General features: G+C 66.4%; 8 protein-coding genes. 4 read left to right on the top strand and 4 right to left on the bottom strand.

Translation table 11 applies throughout. The features are described from left to right. Window positions 1-4,589 (bottom strand): amino acid adenylation domain-containing protein (locus tag AC1RL5_RS31725; RefSeq protein ID WP_492590221.1); only part of this gene is annotated, 4,589 nt, incomplete at its 3' end. After that, window positions 4,589-15,736: an amino acid adenylation domain-containing protein gene (locus AC1RL5_RS31720; protein WP_492590219.1), complete on the bottom strand. Its 11,148-nt coding sequence runs from the start codon at window positions 15,734-15,736 to the stop codon at window positions 4,589-4,591. The genes AC1RL5_RS31725 and AC1RL5_RS31720, both read right to left, overlap by 1 nt. 212 nt (window positions 15,737-15,948) lie before the next feature. Between AC1RL5_RS31720 and AC1RL5_RS31715 the strand changes: the two genes are divergently transcribed. Next, entirely contained in the window at window positions 15,949-16,917 is a 969-nt protein-coding gene (locus AC1RL5_RS31715; RefSeq protein ID WP_015636427.1) for a siderophore-interacting protein, read from the top strand. A 181-nt stretch (window positions 16,918-17,098) separates the two neighbouring features. On the opposite strand, the gene AC1RL5_RS31710 is transcribed toward AC1RL5_RS31715, so the two are convergent. Next, window positions 17,099-17,839, bottom strand: a complete 741-nt coding sequence (locus AC1RL5_RS31710; protein ID WP_015636428.1) for a thioesterase II family protein — start codon at window positions 17,837-17,839, stop codon at window positions 17,099-17,101. A 70-nt stretch (window positions 17,840-17,909) separates the two neighbouring features. Beyond that, window positions 17,910-19,082, bottom strand: a complete 1,173-nt coding sequence (locus AC1RL5_RS31705; protein ID WP_011062379.1) for an MFS transporter — start codon at window positions 19,080-19,082, stop codon at window positions 17,910-17,912. Between the two features lie 135 nt (window positions 19,083-19,217). Here AC1RL5_RS31705 and AC1RL5_RS31700 point away from each other — a divergent pair, with 135 nt between their 5' ends. The 3 genes from AC1RL5_RS31700 (at window position 19,218) to AC1RL5_RS31690 (ending at window position 22,537) form a co-directional block, all read left to right on the top strand. After that, window positions 19,218-19,805, top strand: a complete 588-nt coding sequence (locus AC1RL5_RS31700; RefSeq protein WP_492590217.1) for a TetR/AcrR family transcriptional regulator — start codon at window positions 19,218-19,220, stop codon at window positions 19,803-19,805. Between the two features lie 112 nt (window positions 19,806-19,917). Next, a complete protein-coding gene (locus AC1RL5_RS31695) occupies window positions 19,918-20,718 on the top strand; it encodes a glucose 1-dehydrogenase (protein ID WP_011062381.1) in 801 nt (266 codons plus the stop codon). Further along, window positions 20,711-22,537, top strand: coding sequence for a glycoside hydrolase family 15 protein (locus AC1RL5_RS31690; RefSeq protein WP_492590215.1), 1,827 nt, complete (start codon window positions 20,711-20,713; stop codon window positions 22,535-22,537). The genes AC1RL5_RS31695 and AC1RL5_RS31690 overlap by 8 nt, the downstream gene beginning before the upstream one ends. Window positions 22,538-22,598 lie beyond the last annotated feature (61 nt).

Below are 22,598 nucleotides of genomic sequence, written 5' to 3'. Positions count from 1 at the left end.
GCCTCGAACAGGTCGGTGGCGTAGGTCAGGGAGGCCCAGAGGCCATCCTCGGATTCGAAGGTATCCAGGGTCAGGTCAAACTGGGTCGTGCTGTCCTCGCCATTGAGCATCTGCACCTGCAACCCTGGAACCTCCAGGGTTGCAGCGTCCTGGCGGGCGGCCGCCTGGTGGTTGAACATCACCTGGAACAGCGGGCTGTAGCTCAGGCTGCGCTCCGGCTTGAGGGCTTCCACCAGTTGTTCGAAGGGCAGGTCCTGATGTTCCTGAGCCTGCAGCGCGGCTCTTTTGACCTGACTTAGAAAGTCGCTGAAGCTCAGTTGCCCGTCGACTTCAGCCTTGAGCACCTGGGTATTGACGAAGAAGCCGATCAGGCGCTCGGTCTCCACCCGGTTGCGGTTGGCGGTGGGCACCCCTACGCGGATGTCCGCCTGACCGCTGTAGCGGTGCAGCAGCACCTGGAACGAGGCCAGCAACAGCATGAACAGCGTGACCCCTTCACGCTGGGCCAGCTGTTTCAGGGCCCCCGGCAAGGCGCCATCCAGGCTGATGCCATGGCGCGCGCCCTTGTGGCTTTGCTGCAACGGCCGCGGATGGTCCAGGGGCAAATCCAGAACCTGAGCGCCGCCTTCCAGTTGCTGCAACCAGTAATCCAGTTGCCGCTCGCGCTCACCGGCTTCCATCCACTGGCGTTGCCAGGCCGCGTAGTCCGCGTACTGCACCGCCAGCGCCGGCAACTCGGCCTGCTGCCCCTGGCTATGGGCGCCATAGAGCCGGATCAGTTCCTCCACCATCAACTGCATCGACCAGCCATCGGAAACGATGTGGTGCTGGACCAGCACCAGCACATGCTCGTCCTCCGCCAGGCGCACCAGGGTGGCCCGCAGCAACGGCCCCTGGCACAGGTCGAACGGCTGACGTACCTGGGTGTCGATAACCTGCTTGATCAAGTCATCGGTGTTGCCGGCCTCCACCAGCAGGGACAAGTCCTGCTGGCTGATGGGCAAGCGGGCCTGGGCCGCGATCACCTGGGTCAGGCCCCGGGCGCTCTCGACAAAGTGCGTGCGCAAGCTTTCATGGCGGGCGATCAAGGCATCGAAACTGCTTTGCAGGGCCCGGCTATCCAGCGAGCCGCGCAGGCGCAGGGCCATGGGGATGTGATAGGCGCTGCTGTCGGGGTCCAGCTGCCAGAGGAACCACTGGCGTTCCTGGGCATAGGACACCGCCAGCGGCTGCTGCCGGTCCACCAGGGGAATCGGCTGGAGTGGCTGGGCAGTTTCCGGGCCCAGCAGGCGGACGAAATCTACCAGCGACTCGCCTTCGAACAACAGCTTGAGGGGGGCCTCGATGCCCAGCTCCTGGCGGATGCGCGACATCACCTGGGTGGCCAGCAGCGAATGGCCGCCGAGCTCGAAGAAGTTATCGGTCAAGCCGACCTTTTCCAGTTTCAGCACCTGGGCCCAGATCCCGGCCACTTGCTGTTCGCGCTCGCTGCGCGGGGCCACGTGGGCCTGCTGCAACAGGCTGCCGTCGATGGCCGGCAAGGCAGCGCGATTGAGCTTGCCATTGGCGGTCAGGGGCAGCGCCTGGAGGAACAGCACATGGGCCGGAACCATGTAGCCCGGCAGGTGCTCGCGCAGCCCGGCCTTGATGGCGTCGCGCAGGGGCAGTTGCTCGGCAAGCGGGTCCTGGCCGTTCCAGTCCAGGCCGGCGGGCACCACGTAGGCCACCAGTTGCGGGCCGTCGGGACCTTCCGGGGCCAGCACCACCGCCTCACGCACCGCAGGCAATTCCAGCAGCCGCGCTTCGATCTCCCCCAGCTCGATGCGGAAACCGCGGATCTTCACCTGGTGGTCGATACGGCCGATGTAGCCGATCGAACCGTCGGCCTGATAACGCGCCAGATCGCCGGTACGGTAGAGACGCCCACCAGCCTCGCCAAACGGGTCCGGGACAAACCGCGCCGCACTCAAGTCGCCGCGGTTCAGGTAGCCCCAGGCCAGCCCGGCACGCCCGACATAGAGTTCACCGATGCAGCCCTTGGGCACCGGTTGCAGGTTGCTGTCCAGCAAATACCAGGACATGTCGGGGATCAGCTCGCCAATCGGGCTGGCCCCCGCCAGGCTCAGGTCCGCCACGGACAAGGGACGGTAGGTCACGTGCACCGTGGTTTCGGTGATGCCGTACATGTTCACCAACTGCGGGCGCTGATCGCCGAAACGCTGGAACCAGGGTTGCAGGGTATTGACCTCCAGGGCCTCGCCACCGAACACGATGTAGCGCAACCGGTGCGCAGGCTCGGCGCTGCAGGCCACGTGCATCAACTGGCGGAACGCCGACGGCGTCTGGTTGAGCACCGTCACGCCCTCGCTGCAGAGCAGCGGGTAGAAGTCCTGGGCCGAGCGCGCCACCTCCTGGGGCACGATCAGCAACCGCCCGCCATACAACAGGGCACCGAAGATCTCCCACACCGAGAAGTCGAACGCATAGGAGTGGAACAGGCTCCAGACATCCTCGGCGCCGAACTGGAACCACTGCTCGGTGGCTGCGAACAGGCGCAGGACGTTGTGGTGTGGCTGCAAGGTGCCCTTGGGCTTGCCGGTGGAACCGGAGGTGTAGATCACGTAGGCCAGGTCTTCGGGCGTCACCCCGACCTCGGGGTTGTCGACCCGGTAGCCGTCCAGGGGTTGCTCCAGCAACCAGGTACTGCCGGCAAACGCCGGCAAGCCCTGCAGCAGATGCTCCTGGGTCAGCAGCAGGGCGATGGCGCTGTCCTGCATCATGTGCTGCAGGCGGTCCTGGGGATAGGCCGGGTCCAGCGGCACGTAGGCGCCGCCGGCCTTGAGGATCGCCAGCAGGCCGATGACCATCTCCAGGCTGCGCTCCACCGCCAGCCCCACCAGCACATTGGGCCCCACGCCCTGCTCGATGAGCTTGTGCGCCAGGCGATTGGCCCGTTCGTTGAGCTGCTGGTAGTCCAGGCTCTGCCCGGCGAAGGTCAGGGCAATGGCCTGGGGCGCCCTGGCGGCCTGGGCCTCGATGAGCTGATGGACGCAGGCCCGGGAAGGGAATGCCTGCTGCTGCCGGTTCCACTGGTCGAGGATCTGCGCCCGCTCATCAGCCTCGAGCAAGGGCAACAGGCCGATGCGCTGCTGTGGCTGGCTGGCCACGCTTTGCAGCAACTGGCGCCAATGGGCGGCCAGGCGCTCGATGGTGGCGGCGTCGAACACATCGGTGGCATAGACCAGAGACGCGGCGATCCGGCCCTGGGTTTCCACGGTGTCCAGGGTCAGGTCGAACTGCGCCGACTGCCCTTGGGAATCCAGGGCCTCGATGCTCAGGCCAGGCAAGTTCAGGGGTTTGCCTGCGCCCGCCGCTTCCACCTGGTGGTTGAACATCACCTGGAACAGCGGGTTGTGGCTCAGGCTGCGCTCCGGCTGCAAGGCCTCTACCAACTGCTCGAACGGCAGGTCCTGGTGCACCTGCGCTGCCAGGGCGGTCTGGCGTACCTGCTGCAGCAACTGGCTGAAGGACATCTGCCCGTCGATCTCGGCCTTGAGCACCTGGGTGTTGACGAAGAAGCCGATCAGGCGCTCGGTCTCGACCCGGTTGCGGTTGGCGATGGGTACACCGACGCGGATATCGGCCTGGCCGCTGTAGCGGTGCAGCAGGGTCTGGAACGAGGCCAGCAACAGCATGAACAGGGTCACCCCTTCCCGCTGGGCCAGGCTGCCCAGGGCTTCACTCAAGGGCTGCTCCAGGGTCAGCTCCAGGCGCCCGCCCCGATGGCTCTGCACTGCGGGGCGCGGGCGATCCAGAGGCAGTTCGAGCAAGGGTTGCTCGCCGCCCAGTTGCGCCGTCCAGTAGGCCAGTTGCCGGTCCTTTTCACCGGCCTCCATCCAGTGGCGCTGCCAGAGGGCGTAATCGGCATACTGGATCGGCAGCGCCGGCAACGACGCCGTCTGCCCTTGGCAGAAACCGATATAGAGCGCGATCAGTTCATCCACCATGACCTGCATCGACCAACCATCGGAGACGATGTGGTGCTGGGTCAGGACCAGCACATGGTCATCCTCGGCCACCTGCAACAGGCCGACCCTGAGCAACGGCCCGGCCAGCAGATCGAACAGCTGCCGGGTCTGGGCCTGGACGAAGTCCTGCACGGCCGTCTGGATCTGCTGCTGGCTCGCCTGCGCCGGTAGTGCCTGGCGTACCAGTTCCAGGCGCGCCTCGGGGGCGATCACCTGCAGCGCCGTGTCGGCCTCCTCGACAAAATGCGTGCGCAGGCTTTCATGCCGGGCGATCAGGCTGTCGAAGCTGCGCTGCAAGGCCTCGACATTCAGTTTCCCGCGCAGGCGCAGGGCCTTGGGAATGTGATAGGCCGTGCTCTCGGGCGCCAGTTGCCAGAGAAACCACTGGCGTTGCTGGGCATAGGACAGCGGCAGGCGCTCCTGGCTCAGGCGCACCTCGGGAATCGGCAGGTTGGCCGGGGAGATGCCCTGTTCGAGCATCTTCTGCAGGTAGACCTTGCGCTTCTCCAGGGGCAGCAGGATGAAGCCTTTGACAATTTTCAGCGCGGTGGTGTTGTCCATTACACAGCCTCCATTTCGTCGAGCAACAGTTCCAGCGCACTCAGGTCGGCGCCTTGCACCTGGCCGGGCGTCTGTTGCAACTGGCTGACGAACAGCCCCAGGGTGGGAAATTCAAACGCCATCTGCACACTGACCTGGCGCCCAAGCTTGAGCTGGACTCGAGAGACCATCGCGGTTACCAACAAGGAATGCCCACCTAGTTCAAAGAAGTTATCGTTCATGCCCACTTGCTCGACCTCCAGCACCTGGGCCCAGATCGCCGCGACCTGCTGTTCCAGTTCGCTCTGTGGGGCGATGTAGGCCTGCTGCAACAGGCTGGCGTCGGCCTTGGGCAGGGCCTTGCGGTCCAGCTTGCCGTTGGGGCTCAGCGGCAGGGCCTCAAGGAACAGCAGGTGCGCCGGCAGCATGTAGTCCGGCAGCACCTCCTTGAGGGCCGCTTTGAGTTGCTCGCGCACCTGTGCCTGCTGTTCCGGGCTCTCTACCGCCACGCCCGCGGCCGCCACTACGTAGGCCACCAGCTGTGGACCACCGGCCGCCTCCTGGGCCAGCACCACGGCTTCGCGCACCAGTGGCAGCTCCAGCAGCCGCGCTTCGATCTCGCCCATCTCGATGCGGAAACCGCGGATCTTCACCTGGTGGTCGATGCGCCCGGCGTACTCGATCACGCCCTCGGCGTCATAGCGGGCCAGATCGCCGGAGCGGTACAGGCGACCGCCATCGCTGCTGAACGGATCGGGAATGAAACGCTCGGCAGTCAGGCCTGGGCGGTCGTGGTAACCCCGGGCCAGCAGCTCGCCCCCGATCATCAGCTCGCCGGTGGCGCCGCTGAGGGTCAGGTTGCCGCTGTTGTCCAGCAAGTAGATGGAGCGGCCCGGCAAGCCCTTGCCCAGCGGCATCTGGCTCGGCAAGGCTTGCCCGTCCTGCAGGTAACGGCTGCAGTCATGGGCGGTAACGCTCACCGTGGCCTCGGTGGGCCCGTAGGTGTTGAGCAGGCAGGCGTGTTTCAGGCCGGCCTTCTTCCACGCCGCCACGCCTTCTGCCGGCATGGCTTCGCCCCCCAGGTTGAGCTGGCGCAGGCGGCCAAAGTCGCGGGGTTCGCGGCTGGCGAAGTCCTTGCCCAGCATGAACCAGTAGGCGGTGCTCAGATCGACGATGCTGATGCCCTGCTCGATCAGCTCGCGGTAGAAGGTTTCGCTGTCCCACAGCGCCTTGCCGCGAATCACCACCGAGGCGCCACAAATCAGCGCCGGGTACAGCTGCTCGACAAAGGCATCGAAGTTGAAGGTGGAGAACTGCAGGCCACGGTCTGCCGCGCTCATGTTGAAGTAGTCCCGGGAAACCTGGGCGTGCTGGGTCAAGGCGCGGTGGCTGATATCCACACCCTTGGGCCGGCCGGTGGAACCGGAGGTGTACATCACATAGGCCAGGTTGTCGGCCTGGGCCCGCGGCGCTGGATTGTTCAGGGAGTAGCCGTCCAGGCCCTGCTGATCCAGGCACAGGTGGGGTACCTCCACCCCGTCGCGCAGGCGTTCCAGCAGCGGCGACTGGGTCAGCAGCAGCTGGATGCCGCTGTCCTGCATCATGTAGTGCAGGCGCTCCTGGGGGTATTCGGGGTCCAGCGGCACATAGGCGCCACCGGCCTTGAGCACCGCCAGCAGGCCGACAATCATGTCCAGCCCGCGCTCCACGGCAATGCCTACCCGCACATCCGGGCCCACGCCCTGCTCGATCAACGCATGGGCCAACTGGTTGGCCCGCTGGTTGAACTGGCCATAGCTCAGTTGCTCACCGGCGCACAGCAGCGCCACGGCATCCGCAGTGCGTGCGGCCTGGGCCTCGATCAACTGCTGGACGCAGAGCGGCGACAGGTCTCGCGCCGGAGTACGGCTGCGTTGCTCCTCGATCAAGCGGCGCTCGGTAGCGCCAGTCAACGCCAACTCGCCGATGCTCGACTGCGGCTGCTCCACCAGCGCCATGAGCACCTGCTCCAGATAGCCCGCCAGTTGCCGGATGTTCGCCTCGGCGAAATGCTCCAGGGCATAGCTGTAGTCGAACGCCAGGGTCTGCCCCAGGTACACCGACAGGGTCAGCGGGTAGTTGGTCTGCTCATGGTTGGCCGCCATGCCGAAGCTCAACTGCGCCGGTGCACCTTGGGCCAGGGCCTCGGACACCGGGTAGTTCTCGAACACCAGGATATTGTCGAACAGCGCCTCGCCCCCCAGGCCCGCCCAGCGCTGCACGTCGTACAGCGGCGTGTGTTCGAAGTCGCGCAGGGCCAGGTTGCGTTCCTGCACCAGTTGCAGCCAGTCACTGACCGGCATGTCCGGGCGCGGCGCAGCCACGACCGGCAGCGTGTTGATGAACAGGCCGATCTGTTGCTCCACGCCCTTGAGCTCCGCCGGGCGCCCGGACACGGTGGCACCGAACACCACGCTGTCCTGCCCGGTGTAGCGTTGCAGCAGCAACAGCCACGCGGCTTGCACCAGGGTGTTGAGCGTGACCTTCTGCTGGCGGGCGAACTCGCTCAAGCGTTGCGTCTGTTGCAGGTCCAGGTGCTGTTGATGGGCGGCGTAGCCCTTGCCGGCCAGGGCCTGGCCACCGCGGCTGATGGCCTGGGCCAGACGGGTTGGCTCATCCAGGACCGCCAGTTGCTGCTTCCAGAAGGTCTCGCTGAGCTGGGCGTCCTGGCGTTGCAGCCAGGCGATGTAGTCGCGGTAGCGCCCGGGCGCATGGCTCGCGAACTGCCCCGCATAGCGTTGCAGTACTTCCCCGAGCAGCCGTGAGTTGCTCCAGCCGTCCATCAGGATGTGGTGGTTGGTGTAGATCAGGTGGTAACGCTGCTCGCCAGTGCGCACCAGGGTCAGGCGCAGCAGGGGCGCGGCCAGCAGGTCGAAACCACGCAGGCGCTCTTCTTCGGCCAAGCCATCCAGGGCGGCCGGCACGGCCTCGTTCGCCCGCCAGTCATGCTCGACAAAGTCCAGGCGGATACGCTTGTGCACCACCTGGATCGGCGCCGGCAGCTCGCCCTGCCAGAGGAAGCCGCTGCGCAGGATGTCATGGCTGTCGATGGCCGCCTGCCAGGCCTGGCGGAAGCGCTCGGGTACGAGCCCGTCCACATCCACCCGCAGTTGGTTGATGTAGTCGCCCGCGCCCTGCTCGTAGAGGGTGTGGAACAGCATGCCCTGTTGCATCGGCGACAGCGGATAGAGGTCCTCGACCTCGGCCAGGGCCAGTGGCAACTGGTCCAGTTGCTGTTGGTTCAGGCCCGCCAGCGGGAAGTCCGACGGGGTTACTCCACGGTGCTCGGGCTGGCTGCAATGCTCGATCAGCGCCTTGAGTTCCCGGGCGTAGTCATCCGCCAGGTGCTCGATGGTGGCGGTATCGAACATCGCCTGGCTGAAGGTCCAGCCCAGCTTCAATTGGCCGCCATAGACCTGGCCATTGATGCTCAGCCAGTTGCCCAGCGGAGCCTGGGCGCCTTGATCGGCACCCTTGGCTTCGGCGCTGGGGGCAAACCAGGCATCCGGCTCATCGAAGCTGCCATCGAACTGGCCCAGGTAGTTGAAGGTGATGCGTGGCACCGCCAATGCCGCGAGGGTCTGTTGCGCCGCTTCGCCCCCCAGGTAGCGCAGGGCACCAAAGCCGATGCCCTTGTTGGGCACGGCCCGCAGCTGTTCCTTGATGAGCTTGATCGAGTCGGCCAGGGCCGGCTGCGGCGTCAGCTTCACCGGGAACACGCTGGTGAACCAGCCCACGGTGCGGCTCAGGTCGATGCTGTCGAACAGCTCTTCGCGGCCGTGGCCTTCCAGTTGCACCAGGGCGCTGCTGTCGCCGGTCCAGCGGGTAATGACCCGGGCCAGGGCGGTGAGCAGCAGATCGTTGATCTGGGTGCGATAGGCCGCCGGCGCATCCTGCAACAGGCGCTGGGTATAGCTTGGGTCCAGCTCGGTGCTGACACTCCTGGCATCCTTGATCACCACCTGATCCGTTGCCCGGTCGCAGGGCAGGCCCGAATCCACGTCCTGCAACTGCGCCTGCCAGTAACCCAGCTCTTGCTGCAGCGCCGCGCTGCGGGCATAGGCTTGCAACTGGCCGGCCCAGGCCTGGGAAGAGCTGGTCTTGGCCGGCAGCTTGATGGTTTGCCCGGCGGCCTGCTGTACCAGGGCCTGATGCAGGTCCTCCAGCAGCACCCGCCAGGACACCCCGTCCACCACCAGGTGATGGATGGCCAGCAGCAGGCGCTGGGTGCCATCACGCAACGTGAAGAGCACGGCACGCAACAAAGGCCCCTGTTGCAGATCGAGGCTGCGTTGCGCGGTATCGCACAGGGCTTGCAACGAATCTTCAGTGGCGTCGTCCGCCAGCCACAGCAGCGCATCGGCCTGCATCGCCGCCAACGGTGCCGCAGTCACCTGCCCCAGCGGGGCATAAGTCGCGACCCAGGCTGCGCCTTCTTCGACAAACTTCAGGTGCAGGCCGTCGTGGTGTTCGAGCAAGGCTTGCAAGCTCTGCTGCAGTGCCTCGGCACTCAGAGGCTTCAGCGGCTTGAGCAGCACCGACTGGTTCCAGTGGTGCCGTTCCGGCACCGGGGTGTCGAAGAACCACTGCTGGATCGGCAGCAGCGCCATTTCGCCACGCACCGGGCCCTGGTCGACCTGCAAACCGCCCTCGCCCTGCTCCGCCACCGTGGCCAGCCCCTGCACCGTCTGGTGCTGGAACAGGTCCTTGGGGGTGAAGCGGATACCGGCCTGCCGGGCACGGCTGACCACCTGGATCGAGATGATCGAGTCGCCACCCAGTTCGAAGAAGTTGTCGGTGACGCCCACCTGCTCAAGCTTCAGCACATCGGCCCAGATCGCCGCGATCTGCTGCTCCAGGTCGTTTTGCGGTGCCACGTAGGTCTGCTGCATCAGCTGCGCATCGACTTTTGGCAGCGACTTGCGGTCCAGCTTGCCGTTCGGCGTCAGCGGCAGCGCTTCGAGGAACAGCAGGTAGGTCGGCACCATGTAGTCCGGCAGGCTCTCGCGCAGGCGCGCCTTGATGCTCTCGCGCAACTGCGCCTGGCGCTCGTTGCTCAACGCCACCTCGGCGTCCACCGGCACGATATAACCCACCAGTTGCTGGCCGCTCGGCCCTGGCTGGGCGATCACCGCCACTTCCAATACCGGGTCCTGCTCCAGCAAGCGCGCTTCGATCTCGCCCAGCTCGATACGGAAGCCCCGCACCTTCACCTGATGGTCGACACGGCCTACGTACTCCACCAAGCCATCGGTGCGATAGCGGGTCAGGTCGCCGCTGCGGTACAGCCGGGCACCGGTGGTGCTGTAGGGGTCAGGGATAAAGCGTTCCGCCGTCAGCCCCGGACGATCCAGGTAACCCCGAGCCACGCCCAGGCCACCCAGATACAACTCGCCTGCCACGCCAACCGGCAACAGGTTGAGGTTGGCATCGGCCACATAAGCGCTGCGATTGCCGACGATATTGCCGATGGGCGCATAGGCCGCGTCGCACGGATCGCCCGCCTTGGCCTTCCAGATCAATGGCGTAACCACCGTCTCGGTCGGGCCGTAACCGTTGAAGATGTACTTCGGACGCAGCACTCGCCACGCCAGATCGTAACTGGCCTGGGGCACTGCATCGCCACCAAAGCAGTACACCCGCACCGCCGGCGGATTGCCGTCGCGCTCGGCGTGTACTGCCAGTTGTTGCAGGTACACCGGCGGGAACACGCCCACGGTGACACCGTAGCGGTGCATCTGTTCGTAGGTGAATTCCGGCGACCACAGGCTGTCATCACGGATCAGCACGCTGGCGCCGTAGATCAGCGGGTGCATCCAGCCTTCATGGGAGCCGTCGAAGGCGAAGGACATGAAGTGCAACTCGCAATCCGCCGGGCTCATTTCATAACGTTCGCCGGTGGCCAGGCTGTGCATGGCCAGCGGGCCGTGGGACACCGCAACGCCCTTGGGCAAGCCGGTGGAACCGGAGGTGTAGATCACATAGGCGAGGTTTTCCTCGGCCAGATCCACCTGCGGACTGGTCACAGGGTAAGCCGCAAAATCAGCCGCGCCTTCGATGCTGAGGGTCGGCAGCCCCTCAGGAATCGGCAAGCGATCCAGCAGATGGCTCTGGGTCAGCAGCAGCCACGCGCCACTGTCCTGCATCATGTAGCGCAGGCGGTCCTGGGGGTACTCGATATCCAGCGGCACATAGACCCCACCAGCCTTGAGCACGGCCAGGAAGGCCACCATGATTTCCGCGCAACGCGGCATGGCGATGGCCACCCGCACTTCCGGGCCAACGCCCAGTTCGATCAACTTGTGCGCCAGCTGGTTGGCTTGAGTATCCAGCTCGCGATAGCTCAGGCGCTGCTCGGCGAAGAACACCGCTGGTGCATCCGGCGCCTTGGCCGCCTGATCGGCAAACAGCTGGTGAACAAAACGCTCGGTCGGGTAGACCACATCGGTGTGGTCCCACTCCTGGCGAATGCGGCGCTGCTCGTCCTGGCCCAGCATCGGCAGCTCGCCCAGGGCTTGCTGCGGTTCAAGCATGCCTTGCAGCAGATTGCGCCAGTGATCGGCAAGGCTCTGGACGGTGGAGACCTCGAACAATTCGCCGGCATAGATGAACGAAGCGTTGATCCCGGCGTCGGTCTCCAGGGTTTCCAGGGTCAGGTCAAATTGCGCGGTACCGCCCTGCAGGACCATTTCCTCGGCTTGCAGGCCCGGCAGGCTGGTGCCGTCGGTGCTTTCCCCGGCAATGCTCAGGTGGTTGTACATCACCTGGAACAACGGGTTCTGGTCCAGCGCACGCTGGGGCTTGAGGGCATCCACCAGACGATCGAACGGCAGGTCCTGATGGGCCTGGGCGGCCAGGGCCGTGGCCTTGACCTGACGCAGCAACTGCCCCACCGGCAGGCTCGGCGCCAGCTCGACGCGCATCACCAGGGTGTTGACGAAGAAGCCCATCACCCCTTCCATTTCCTGGTGGCGGCGATTACTCACCGGCACCCCGATGCGGATATCCGGCTGATCGGAGTAACGGTGCAGCAGCAACGCGAACGACCCCAGGAACAGCTGGAACAGGGTCATGTCATGTTCCCGCGCCACTCGCCGCAGCCCTTGCTCCAGGTCCGCCGGCAGGCGCAGGCCCAGGCGTTCCTGGCGGTGGGAGACCAGCGCCTGGCGTGGATGATCCAGAGGCAGCTCCAGAACCGGATGCTCCAGCCCCAGTTGCTGGCGCCAGTAATCCAGCTGGCGCTGTTGCTCGCCCTGCTCCAGCCAGCTGCGATGCCAGTTGGCGTAGTCGGCGTACTGCACGCTCAACGGCTCGAACTGCGGTGCCTGCCCCTGGATCAAGCCGCGGTATAGCGCGACGAATTCCCGGGCCAGCACACTCATGGAGGCGCCATCGGAAATGATGTGGTGCAAGGTCACCACCAGCAGGTAATCGCGCTCGGCGATCTGCAGCACCCGGGCCCGGCAAAGGGGCCCGCGCTCCAGATCGAACAGTTGCTGGGTCTCCTCCAGGGCGCGGGCCTGGACGGCTTCGCGGGGCAGGCCCGGCGTCAATCGCTCCCAGGCCACGCTGATCGCGCCCTGTGCATGCACCACCTGGCACAGGCGTTCCTGATGCTGGGTGAAGGTGGTGCGGAACGCTTCATGGCGCTGGGCCAGGGCATCGAAGGTCTGCTGCAAGGCAGCCTGGTCCAGTTCCCCCTGCAAACGGACCACGATCGGCGTGTGGTAGGCGGTGCTCTGCGGATGCATCTGCCAGAACAGCCATTGCCGCTGCTGGGCATGGGAGGCCGGCAAGGGCCCATCACGCTCCAGCACCTCGATCTGCGGCAGTGCCGCGGCGCCCGCGCAGGCCTGTACCTGTTCGACGAATTCGTCCAGGCGCGAGGTTTCGAACAGCACCCGCAGCGGCACGTCCGCCCCCAGCAGGCGACGCACCCGGGACATGATCTGGGTTGCCAGCAATGAATGGCCACCCAGGGCGAAGAAGTTGTCGCCCAGGCCCACCCGCTCGACCTTGAGCACCGCCTGCCAGATCGCCGCGATGCCCTGCTGCAGCTCGCTGACCGGGGCCACAAAGGCTTCCACCGGCGCCTGCTGCTGCAATGGCGGCAGGGCCCGCAGGTCGAGCTTGCCGTTGGGGGTCAAGGGCATGCCGGCCAACGCCAGGAAATGCATGGGCAGCATGTAGTCGGGCAAGGCCACCGCCAGTTGCCGGCGGATCTCCTGCCACGCCGCCTCCGGTTCCTGAGCCTTGGCCAGTACCACATAGGCCGCCACTTGCGACTCGCCCGCCACACTGACCACCTGTGCCACGGCGTCTTCGACCTGGGGCAACTGCTTGAGGGCCGCGGTGATTTCCCCCAGCTCGATACGGTAACCGCGGATCTTCACCTGATGGTCGATGCGGCCCAGGTAGTCGATAACCCCGCCGTCCAGATAGCGCGCCAGGTCACCGGTGCGGTACAGGCGTTGCCCGTCGCCGCTGAAGGGGTCCGGCACAAAGCGCTCGGCGGTCAAGGCCGCCCGCTGGTGGTAACCCCGCGCCAGGCCGGCGCCACCCAGGTACAGCTCGGCCGGAGTGCCGGGCGCCACCGGTTGCAAGGATGCATCCAGCACCCGCGCACGGACGTTGGCCAGCGGCAGGCCCAGGGGCACCACCGCCCGCTCGGCCGCCAGCGTGGCGGCGGCCATGGTCAGGGCGCCGACCGTGGTTTCCGTGGGGCCGTAGTGGTTGAACACCGCGCACTCCGGTGCCAGGGTCGCGATCCTGCGGACCAGAGCCGCCGGGCAGGCCTCGCCGCCCAGCACCAGGCACTGGCGCGGCAGGGAACGGGCCGGTTCTTCGCCACTCATCAGCGCCTGCAAATGCGACGGGACGATCTTCAATACATCAATCTGGTGGGTGTGCAGGTAGGCGCCGAAGGCGTCGGCGTCCAACCCGGTATCCAGGTCGATCACGTGCAGGCAACTGCCGGAGCACAAGGCGCCGAACAGCGTGGTGTGACCAAGATCCGCGGCGATGGTCGAGACCACGGCCATAGTGCGCGCAGCCCCCAGCGGCAGGCGCTGGATGATCGCCTGCACATAGTTGGCCAGGGCTCCGTGGGTGATGCTCACGCCTTTGGCGGCACCGGTGGAGCCGGAGGTGTAGATCGAATAGGCCAGGTTCCCGGCAGCCATCCCGGGCAAGGCTGCCAGCGGATCGCTGTCCGGCGCCCAGGCCTGTGCCTGATCCAGCAACAGCGCCTCGACCCGGGCCGCCACCGGCAGCCGCGGCTGCACCGCCGTCTCGCTCAGCAGCAGGCGTACGCCGCTGTCTTCAAGCATGTAGCTCAAGCGCTGTTCGGGGTATTGCGGGTCCAGGGGCACATAGGCACCGCCGGCCTTGAGCACCGCCAACAGGCCCAGCACCATCTCCAGGGAACGCTCCACAGCGATACCCACCGGCACTTCCGGCCCCACGCCACGCGCCACCAGCGCTGCGGCCAGACGGCTGGCACGCAGGTCCAGCTCGCGGTAGCTCAGGCACTGCCCGGCGAATACCAGGGCCGGTGCTTCGGGCTGCGTGGCGACCTGGCGGGCAAAGAGTTCGAGCACCGATTCGGCGCTGAACACCTCTTCTGCGCCAGCCCCCTGGGCCAGGAAGCCCCGGTGCTGCTGGGCACTGAGCAGCGGCAGTTCGGCAAGCGCCGACTGCGGCTCGCGCACCATCGCCCACAACAGGTTCTGCCAGTGGCCGGCCATGCGCTCGATGGTCTGCGCTTCGAACAACTGGCAGTCGTAGGTGAAGGCGGCCTGCAACTGGCCACCGCGTTCGAAAGTGTCCAGGGTCAAGTCGAACTGCACCGTGCGCTCGTTGCGCGGCAAGGCCTGCACTTGCAGCCCGGAGCGGCTGTGCAAGGTGGTCAGTTCGGTGACCTGGGGCTGGTGGTTGTACAGCACCTGGAACAGCGGGCTGTGGCTCAGGCTGCGCTCCAGGTGCAGGGCTTCCACCAGGCGCTCGAAGGGCAGGTCCTGATGGGCCTGGGCGCTCAGGGTAGTCTCGCGGATATCGGCCAGCAGTTGCTGCACTGTCAATTGCGGGCTCAGTTCGGTACGCAGTACCTGGGTGTTGACGAAGAAACCGATCAGCCCCTCGGCTTCCTGGCGCGTGCGGTTGGCGATGGGCACGCCGACCCGGATGTCCTGCTGGCCGCTGTAGCGCGATAGCAGCAGCTTGAAGCCGGCCAACAGCACGGCAAACAGGGTCACCCCCTGCTGGCGCGCCAAGGCGCCCAGTTGCTGGGCCAGGGGTTGTTCCAGGGCAAAATCCAGGCGGCGCCCCTGGCGGCTGGAATGGGCCGGCCGCGGATGGTCGGTGGGCAGTTTCAGCGGCGGATGCTCGTCACCCAGCTTGGCGCGCCAGTAGTCCAGTTGCCGCTCCTGCTCCCCTGCCTCCAGCCAGCTGCGCTGCCACAGGGCGTAGTCGCGGTACTGGATCGGCAGCGCCGGGACGTTCGGCACCTCACCCTGGAGCAGGCTGTCGTAGGCGTGCAGGAACTCTTCGATCAAGACCCCCATCGACCAGCCATCCGCGACGATATGGTGCAGGGTCAGCAGCATCACGTGCTCCTGCTCGCCCAGGCCCAGTACGCAGACCCGCAGCAAAGGCCCCTGTTGCAGATCGAAGGGCCGGCGCGCTTCGGCGTCGGCCAGCTGTTGCACCCTGGTTTCGCGCTGCGCCGGGTCGAGGTCGCAAAGCTCCCGATAATCGATGTCGACCCGCGCCTCCTGGATCACCTGCCGAGGCTCATCGTCCTCCAGGGCAAAGACCGTGCGCAGGCTCTCATGCCGCTCCAGCAGCCAGTCGAAGGCCTGCGCCAGCACTGCCCGGTCCAGCGGCCCGCTCAGGCGGACCGCGTTGGGCAGGTTGTAGGCCGCGCTCTGCGGGTCCAGTTGCCAGAGAAACCACATGCGCTGCTGCGCATAGGACAGGGCCTGGCGATCAGGCACCGCAACCCCCGCCGGAATCGGCAGCAGAGAGAAGTCGACGCCTTCCTTGTCCAGAGCCTTCAAGAACAGCCGGCGCTTTTCCAGCGGCAGTTCAATGAATCTGCGGGCGAGCTTCAAGGAGTCTTCTGCATTCATCGGGAGTCATCCGTACTTACTTGTTGGGTATCGAGCATTGGCTCGGTCATCCCTACGGAACGGATGAAGGCCGGGGAAAATTAACCCCGCACAGCGCCAGAACAACCCGCTTGCGGGCCCCTCAGGGTGATTGGGCAGGCGCCGCCGGCAGTAAATCACCCCGCTCATCCTTCGTTCCTTCCTTATCCTCCCCTTGCAGCAGGTACCCGCCCATGTCCTCCGCTCAATCGCTGACCGGCCTCCTCACCCAAGGCTTGCGCAAACTGACCGGCATCGACCGGTCCAGGCCAAAGGGCTACCGGGTAATCAACGTCGAGCTCAAGCAGCGCATCCACCTCAGCCCGTCCATGGCCCGCCTGGTGTTTACCGGCGAGGACATCGCCCAAGCGCGCACCCTGGCACCGGACCAGCGCATCAAGCTGCTGTTTCCCGGGGCCGATGGCACGCCCTCGCAACTGCCGGTGGAAGGCGACTGGCAGGCGGCCCGGCGCAAGCTGCCGGCCGAGCAGCAACCGCCGATGCGCACCTACACCATTCGCGCCCTGCGCCTGCAGCCTGCGCAAATGGATGTGGATTTCGTCCTGCACGGGGTCAACGGCCCGGCCTCCGCCTGGGCCACCCATGCCCGGCCCGGCGACCGCCTGCAGATGGTGGTGCCGAACAAGGCCTACAGCGGCGACCCCGGTGGTTATGAATGGCTGCCGCCGGCAGGGATCCGCAAGGTGCTGTTGATGGGCGATGAAACCGCGCTGCCGGCGATTGCCGGCATTCTGGAAGAACTGCAGGGTTATCCGGACCATCCGGATGTGCAGGCGTTTATCGAAGTGCCCTATGAAAGCGATTGCATCGACCTGCGCTGCCACCCGCTGGCGCGGATCAACTGGCTGCCCCGGGACCTGCTGGGCGCACGCCATGGCGAAACCCTGATCCATGCCGCCCGGGAGCTGGCCGAACTGCCGCCGGCCAACAGCCAGCGCCGGCCGATCAAGGTTTCCGAACGCAACGACGAACAGCGCCTCTGGGAAACCGCCCAACCGGCGGACAACGATTTCTACGCCTGGGTGGCCGGCGAGTCGGCCACGGTGATGAACATTCGCCGCCACCTGATCAACGAGCGCGGCCAGGAGCGTCGCAACCTGACCCTGATGGGCTACTGGCGCCTGGGCAGCTCCCTGGGTTGAGCCCCACCAACCGCCCCACCCTCTTCCCTGTAGCCGCTGCCGAGGCCGCGAAGCTGCACAAAGGCCCGCCGGACCTTGCTTGGCGATCGCCAGCCGAACCCCTGGCGAGCTCGGGATTTTTGCGCCCCTGCGGGCCGTGCGCAGCCTGCGCCAGTGGCTACAGCAAGCAAGTGTGTAGCCGCTAGGAAACCGCGGCTACCGGTTGCAGGTGGCGGCGGCGATGCACCTCCAGATGGCCCTTGAGCAGGCTCAGCACCTTGGCCTCGTGCTCGTGGATGAAGAAGTGCCCGCCCGCCAGCATGTCCACCGAAAAACTGCCGTGGGTTTCCTTGCTCCAGCCGATCAGTTGCTCGGTGGTGGCGCGATCCGTCTTGCCGCCCAGCACATGCACCGGGCAATTGAGCAGTGGCCGTTGCACCGGACGAAAGCGCCCGCACAAGAGAAAGTCGGCCCGCAGGATCGGCAAGGTCAGGCTCATCAGTTCCTGGTTGGCCAGCACTTCTTCACTGGTGCCGTTGAGGGTGCGCAACTGTTCGATCAGTTGCTCATCGGTCTTGGGCTCGGCAAACCCCCGGTCGTATTCGGTGCGCAGGGTCGGCGCAGCAGTGCCCGAGGCGAACAGCGCCACCGGCTCCGGGCACCCCAGGGCGCGTAGGGCATGGGCCAGTTCGCAGGCCAGCAAAGCGCCCAGGCTGTGGCCGAACAGGGCGTAAGGCGTGCGCAGCGTGCCCCGGATTTCCAGGGCAAGCTGCCGCGCCAGCTCGCGCATGTCGGTGTGCAGCGGCTCGGCATAACGGGCGCCACGCCCGGGCAGCTCCAGCGGTTGCAGGTGCAGCCACTGCGGCAGCTTGCGGCGCCAGCGGCTGTAGACCATGGCGCTGGCGCCGGAATACGGCAGGCACAGCAGGTTCAACTGAGTCACGGTTATTCCCTCGACGGATGGACGCTAAAGAAACGCAGCACGAGGGGAACAAATTAGTCCACCGATCAGCTCAGCGCATGCGCCGATAGCTCTGCAACGCCGCCCCCAGTACCACCGCGCCGCCCGCCAGGGCCAGCCAAAAGCCGCTGCGGGCGCCGAACTGGTCCACCAGCGCTCCGGACCCCGCGGCCCCCAGGGCCACGCCGATGCTCAGGCCGGTGACCAGCCAGGTCAGGCCCTCGGTGAGCTTGGCCGGCGGCACGCTGCGTTCCACCAGGGCCATGGCGACGATCAGGGTCGGCGAGAAAAACAGTCCGGCAACGAACACCGCCAGGGACAGGCCGAGGATGTTGCTCGCCAGCAGCAGCGGCAAGGTGGTCAGCGCCGTGGCGATGCCGCCGTACATGAACAGCCGGGGCAAGGGCGTGGCCAGTTTCAGGGCGCCAAAGGCGATGCCCGCCAGGCATGAGCCGATGGCGTACACCGAGAGCACGATGCTCGCCGCCGCCGGCTGCCCCTGTTGCTGGGCGAAAGCCACGCTGACCACGTCCACCACCCCGACGATGGTGCCCATGGCGGTCATCAGCAACAGCAGCAGGCGGATTTCCACCGAACGAATGATCGAGCCAGCGTGCCCTTCCTCATGGGGATGGACCGGCGGCTCGGTGCTCTTCTGCATGACGAACACACTGACCCCCAGCACCAGCATCAGCAGCGCCGCCAGGGGCCCGGCTTCGGGAAACAGGCCGACGCTGAGGCCCACCGACAAGGGCGGGCCGACAATGAAGCAGACCTCATCGAGCACCGACTCCAGGGCATAGGCGGTCTGCAGCTGCGGCTGGCCGCGGTACAGCTCGGTCCAGCGGGCACGAACCATGGCCGACATGCTGGGCATGCAGCCGGCCAGGGCGGCGCAGAGGAACAGGGTCCAGTGCGGGGCCTGCAAGCGGGTGCACAGCAGCAGGGCCAGCAGCGCCCCGCCCCCCAGGCCGGCGGCCAGGGGCAATATCCGGCTCTGGCCGTAACGGTCCACCAGGCGCGATACCTGGGGGGCGCAGAACGCCGTGGCCAGGGCGAACGTCGCCGCCACCGAGCCGGCCAGGGCGTACCCGCCGTGCAGTTGAGCCAGCATGGTGATCAGGCCGATGCCGGTCATGGAGATCGGCATGCGCGCGATCATCCCGGCCAGCACAAAGGCCCGGCTGCCGGGGGCCTTGAACAGTTCGCGGTAGGGGTTTGCCATTTACAACGACTCCTTGGGGGGCTGCAACTTGCCACAAAGGGCAGGCACAGTAGAAACACATACGCCTCGTATGTTAAAAATCATGTAAACATACGCCTCGTATGTCAACCCGCCATTTGTTGGAGAACTGTGTCCATGAGCAGCCGCCCACGCGCCGCGATGATCGAGCAAACCCGCGCCAGGCTGATTGCCAGCGCGCGCCAGGCCTTTGCCCGCCTGGGCTACGCCAAGACCTCGATGGACGACCTGACCGCCGAAGCCGGGCTGACACGAGGCGCGCTGTATCACCACTTCGGTGACAAGCAGGGGTTGCTGGCGGCGGTGGTGGAGCAGATCGACAGTGAAATGGATGAGCGCCTGGAGGCCATTTCCGCAGCGGCCAGTGATCCCTGGCAAGGCTTTGCCCAGCGCTGCCGGGCCTACCTGGAAATGGCCCAGGAAGCCGAAATCCGCCGCATCGTTCTGCAGGATGCCCGGGCCGTGCTGGGGCAACGGCAGCCAGCCGAGGAACACTGCATCGACTCCCTCAACCGCCGCCTGCAAGCGCTGGTCGAAGCCGGGCTGATCACGCCCGCGCCGAGCCAGGCCCTGGCGCGCCTGATCAACGGCAGCCTGGTGGACGCGGCGCTGTGGATCGCCGCCGCCGAGCAGCCCGGGCAACGCCTGCAACAAGCCCTGCAGGCGCTTGAGCTACTGCTGCGCGGGTTGCAACCACCGCGCTGAACTGAACTCCTGAACCGCGTCCGGGGTCAGCACAACAGGGGCCACTGATGCGTTGCGTGTCGCATGGGCGCATCAGCCCCGGCCTTCGACAGCGGCGACAGGAGTGCAGTGCATGCAGATATCCCTCGACCAGCAGGTAGCCCTGGTCACTGGCGCCAGCTCCGGCATTGGCGCCGCCACCGCAATCGCCCTGGCGGCGGCCGGTGCCAGCGTGGTGCTCAACTACAACTCCCAGGCCGCGCCGGCCGAGCAGTTGGCCGCGCGGATCAATGCCGAAGGCGGCCGGGCCATTGCCATTGGCGCCGATGTAGCCGATGAGGCCCAGGTCGAGGCGCTGTTCGCCCAGGCCATCGAGGCCTTTGGTTTTCTCGACATCCTGGTGGCCAATTCCGGCCTGCAAAAGGATGGGCCGGCCGCCAGCCTGAGCCTGGACGACTGGAACCGGGTGATCGGCGTCAATCTCACCGGGCAGTTCCTCTGCGCTCGCGCGGCGCTGAACATCTTCCAGCGCCAGGGGGTGCGCGCCGGGGTGTCCAAGGCGGCGGGCAAGATCATCCACATGAGTTCGGTGCACCAGTTGATTCCCTGGGCCGGGCACGTGAATTACGCGGCCTCCAAGGGCGGCGTGGACATGCTGATGCGCACCCTGGCCCAGGAAGTCAGCCAGCAGCGGATCCGCATCAACGGCATCGCCCCGGGGGCGATCCGCACCGCCATCAACCGCACCGCCACCGAGGGCGCGGCAGAGCAGGAACTGCTCAAGCTGATCCCCTACGGCCGGGTCGGCGACCCCGAGGATGTGGCCAATGCCGCGCTATGGCTGGCCTCGGACGCCTCCGACTATGTGGTCGGCAGCACCCTGTTCATCGACGGCGGCATGAGCCTCTATCCGGAGTTTCGCGGCAATGGCTGAGCAGCATCCCACGGCACAACGCCCCATCGACGCCCACGGCATCATCGGCGACATGCGCAGCGCCGCCCTGGTCGACGACCAGGGCAGCATCGATTTCTTCTGCTGGCCGGAGTTCGACAGCCCGAGCATCTTCTGCTCGCTGCTGGACTCCCCCGCCGCCGGGATCTTCGAACTGGCACCGGTGCTGGCCGACACCCGGCGCCAGCAGATCTACCTGCCCGACAGCAACGTCCTGCAGACCCGCTGGCTGGGAACCGAGGCGGTGGTGGAAGTCACCGACCTGCTGACCATCGACGACGACCCCGAGCAGCTGCCGCTGCTGATCCGCCGGGTACGGGTGGTCAGCGGCCAGGCCACCCTGCGCCTGCACTGCGCGCCGCGCCTGGACTATGGGCGGGCCGCCACCGGGGCACGACAGGAAGGCGACTCGGTGTGCTTCGAAGCCCCCGGGCAGCCCGGGCTGCGCCTGCTGGGCGACCAGCCGCTGCACCTTGAACGGGACTCGGCCCGGGCCGAGTTCGTGCTGCAACAGGGCCAGGGCGCCGAATTCATCCTCGGTGGCGTCGACGATCTGCGGGTGCGGCACGGCGATAGCGAGCTGCACCTTACGCGCACCCTGAAGTTCTGGCGCGACTGGATCGGCCAGTCCAACTACCGCGGCCGCTGGCGCGAGATGGTCAACCGTTCGGCCCTGGCGCTGAAACTGCTGACCTCCAGGCGCCATGGCGCGATCCTCGCGGCGGCCACCTTCGGCCTGCCGGAAAGCCCCGGCGGCGAACGCAACTGGGACTACCGCTACACCTGGGTACGCGACGCCTCGTTCACCGTCTACGCCTTCATGCGCCTGGGCTTCGTCGAGGAGGCCAACGCCTACATGGGCTGGCTGCGGGGCCGGGTCAGCGACTGCCATGGGCAACCGATGAAGCTCAATATCCTGTACGGCATCGACGGCCGCCAGGAGTTGCCGGAGACCGAGCTTGGGCACCTCTCCGGGCACGGCGGCGCGCAACCGGTGCGCATCGGCAACCAGGCCTACGACCAGGTGCAGCTGGATATCTTCGGCGAGCTGCTGGATGCGGTGTACCTGGTGAACAAGTACGGCGAGGCCATCTCCCACGAAGGCTGGAAACACACGGTACAGGTGGTGGACCAGGTCTGTGACAGCTGGCAGAGCAAGGATGTGGGCATCTGGGAGATGCGCGGCGAGCAGCACCACTTCCTGCACTCGCGGCTGATGTGCTGGGTGGCGGTGGACCGCGCCATCCGCCTGGCCTCCAAGCGTTCGCTGCCGGCCCCCTTCGCCCGCTGGGACCAGACCCGGCAAGCCATCTACGACGATATCTGGAGCCGGTTCTGGAACCAGGAGCACGGGCATTTTGTCCAGCACATCGGCAGTACCGCCCTGGACGGTTCGATGCTGCTGATGCCCCTGGTGCGCTTTGTCAGCGCCAAGGACCCGCGCTGGCTGGCGACCCTGGATGCCATCGAAAAGAGCCTGGTGCGTGACGGCATGGTCTACCGCTACCGCAATGACGACAGCCAGATCGACGGCCTGGCCGGCACCGAAGGCGCCTTCGCCGCCTGCTCGTTCTGGTACGTCGAATGCCTGGCCCGGGCCGGGCGCCTGGAGCAGGCGCACCTGGAGTTCGAGCAACTGCTGCGCTACGCCAACCCCCTGGGCCTGTACGCCGAGGAGTTCGACAGCCACGGCCGCCACCTGGGCAACACGCCCCAGGCCCTGACGCACCTGGCGCTGATCAGCGCGGCAAGTTTTCTCGACCGGCGCTTGAGTGGCGACAAGAGCGTCTGGCAACCTTGAGCCCGGCCCCGGTGCTGACACCGGGGCGTTCTTCCCTTGGTGCCCGATAGAAATGGAACTC

It is taken from the genome of Pseudomonas sp. GW822-FHT06D10, from assembly GCF_058799535.1.
Note: the sequence above shows the minus strand (reverse complement) of the source record. Positions and strands in the feature narration are given on the sequence as shown.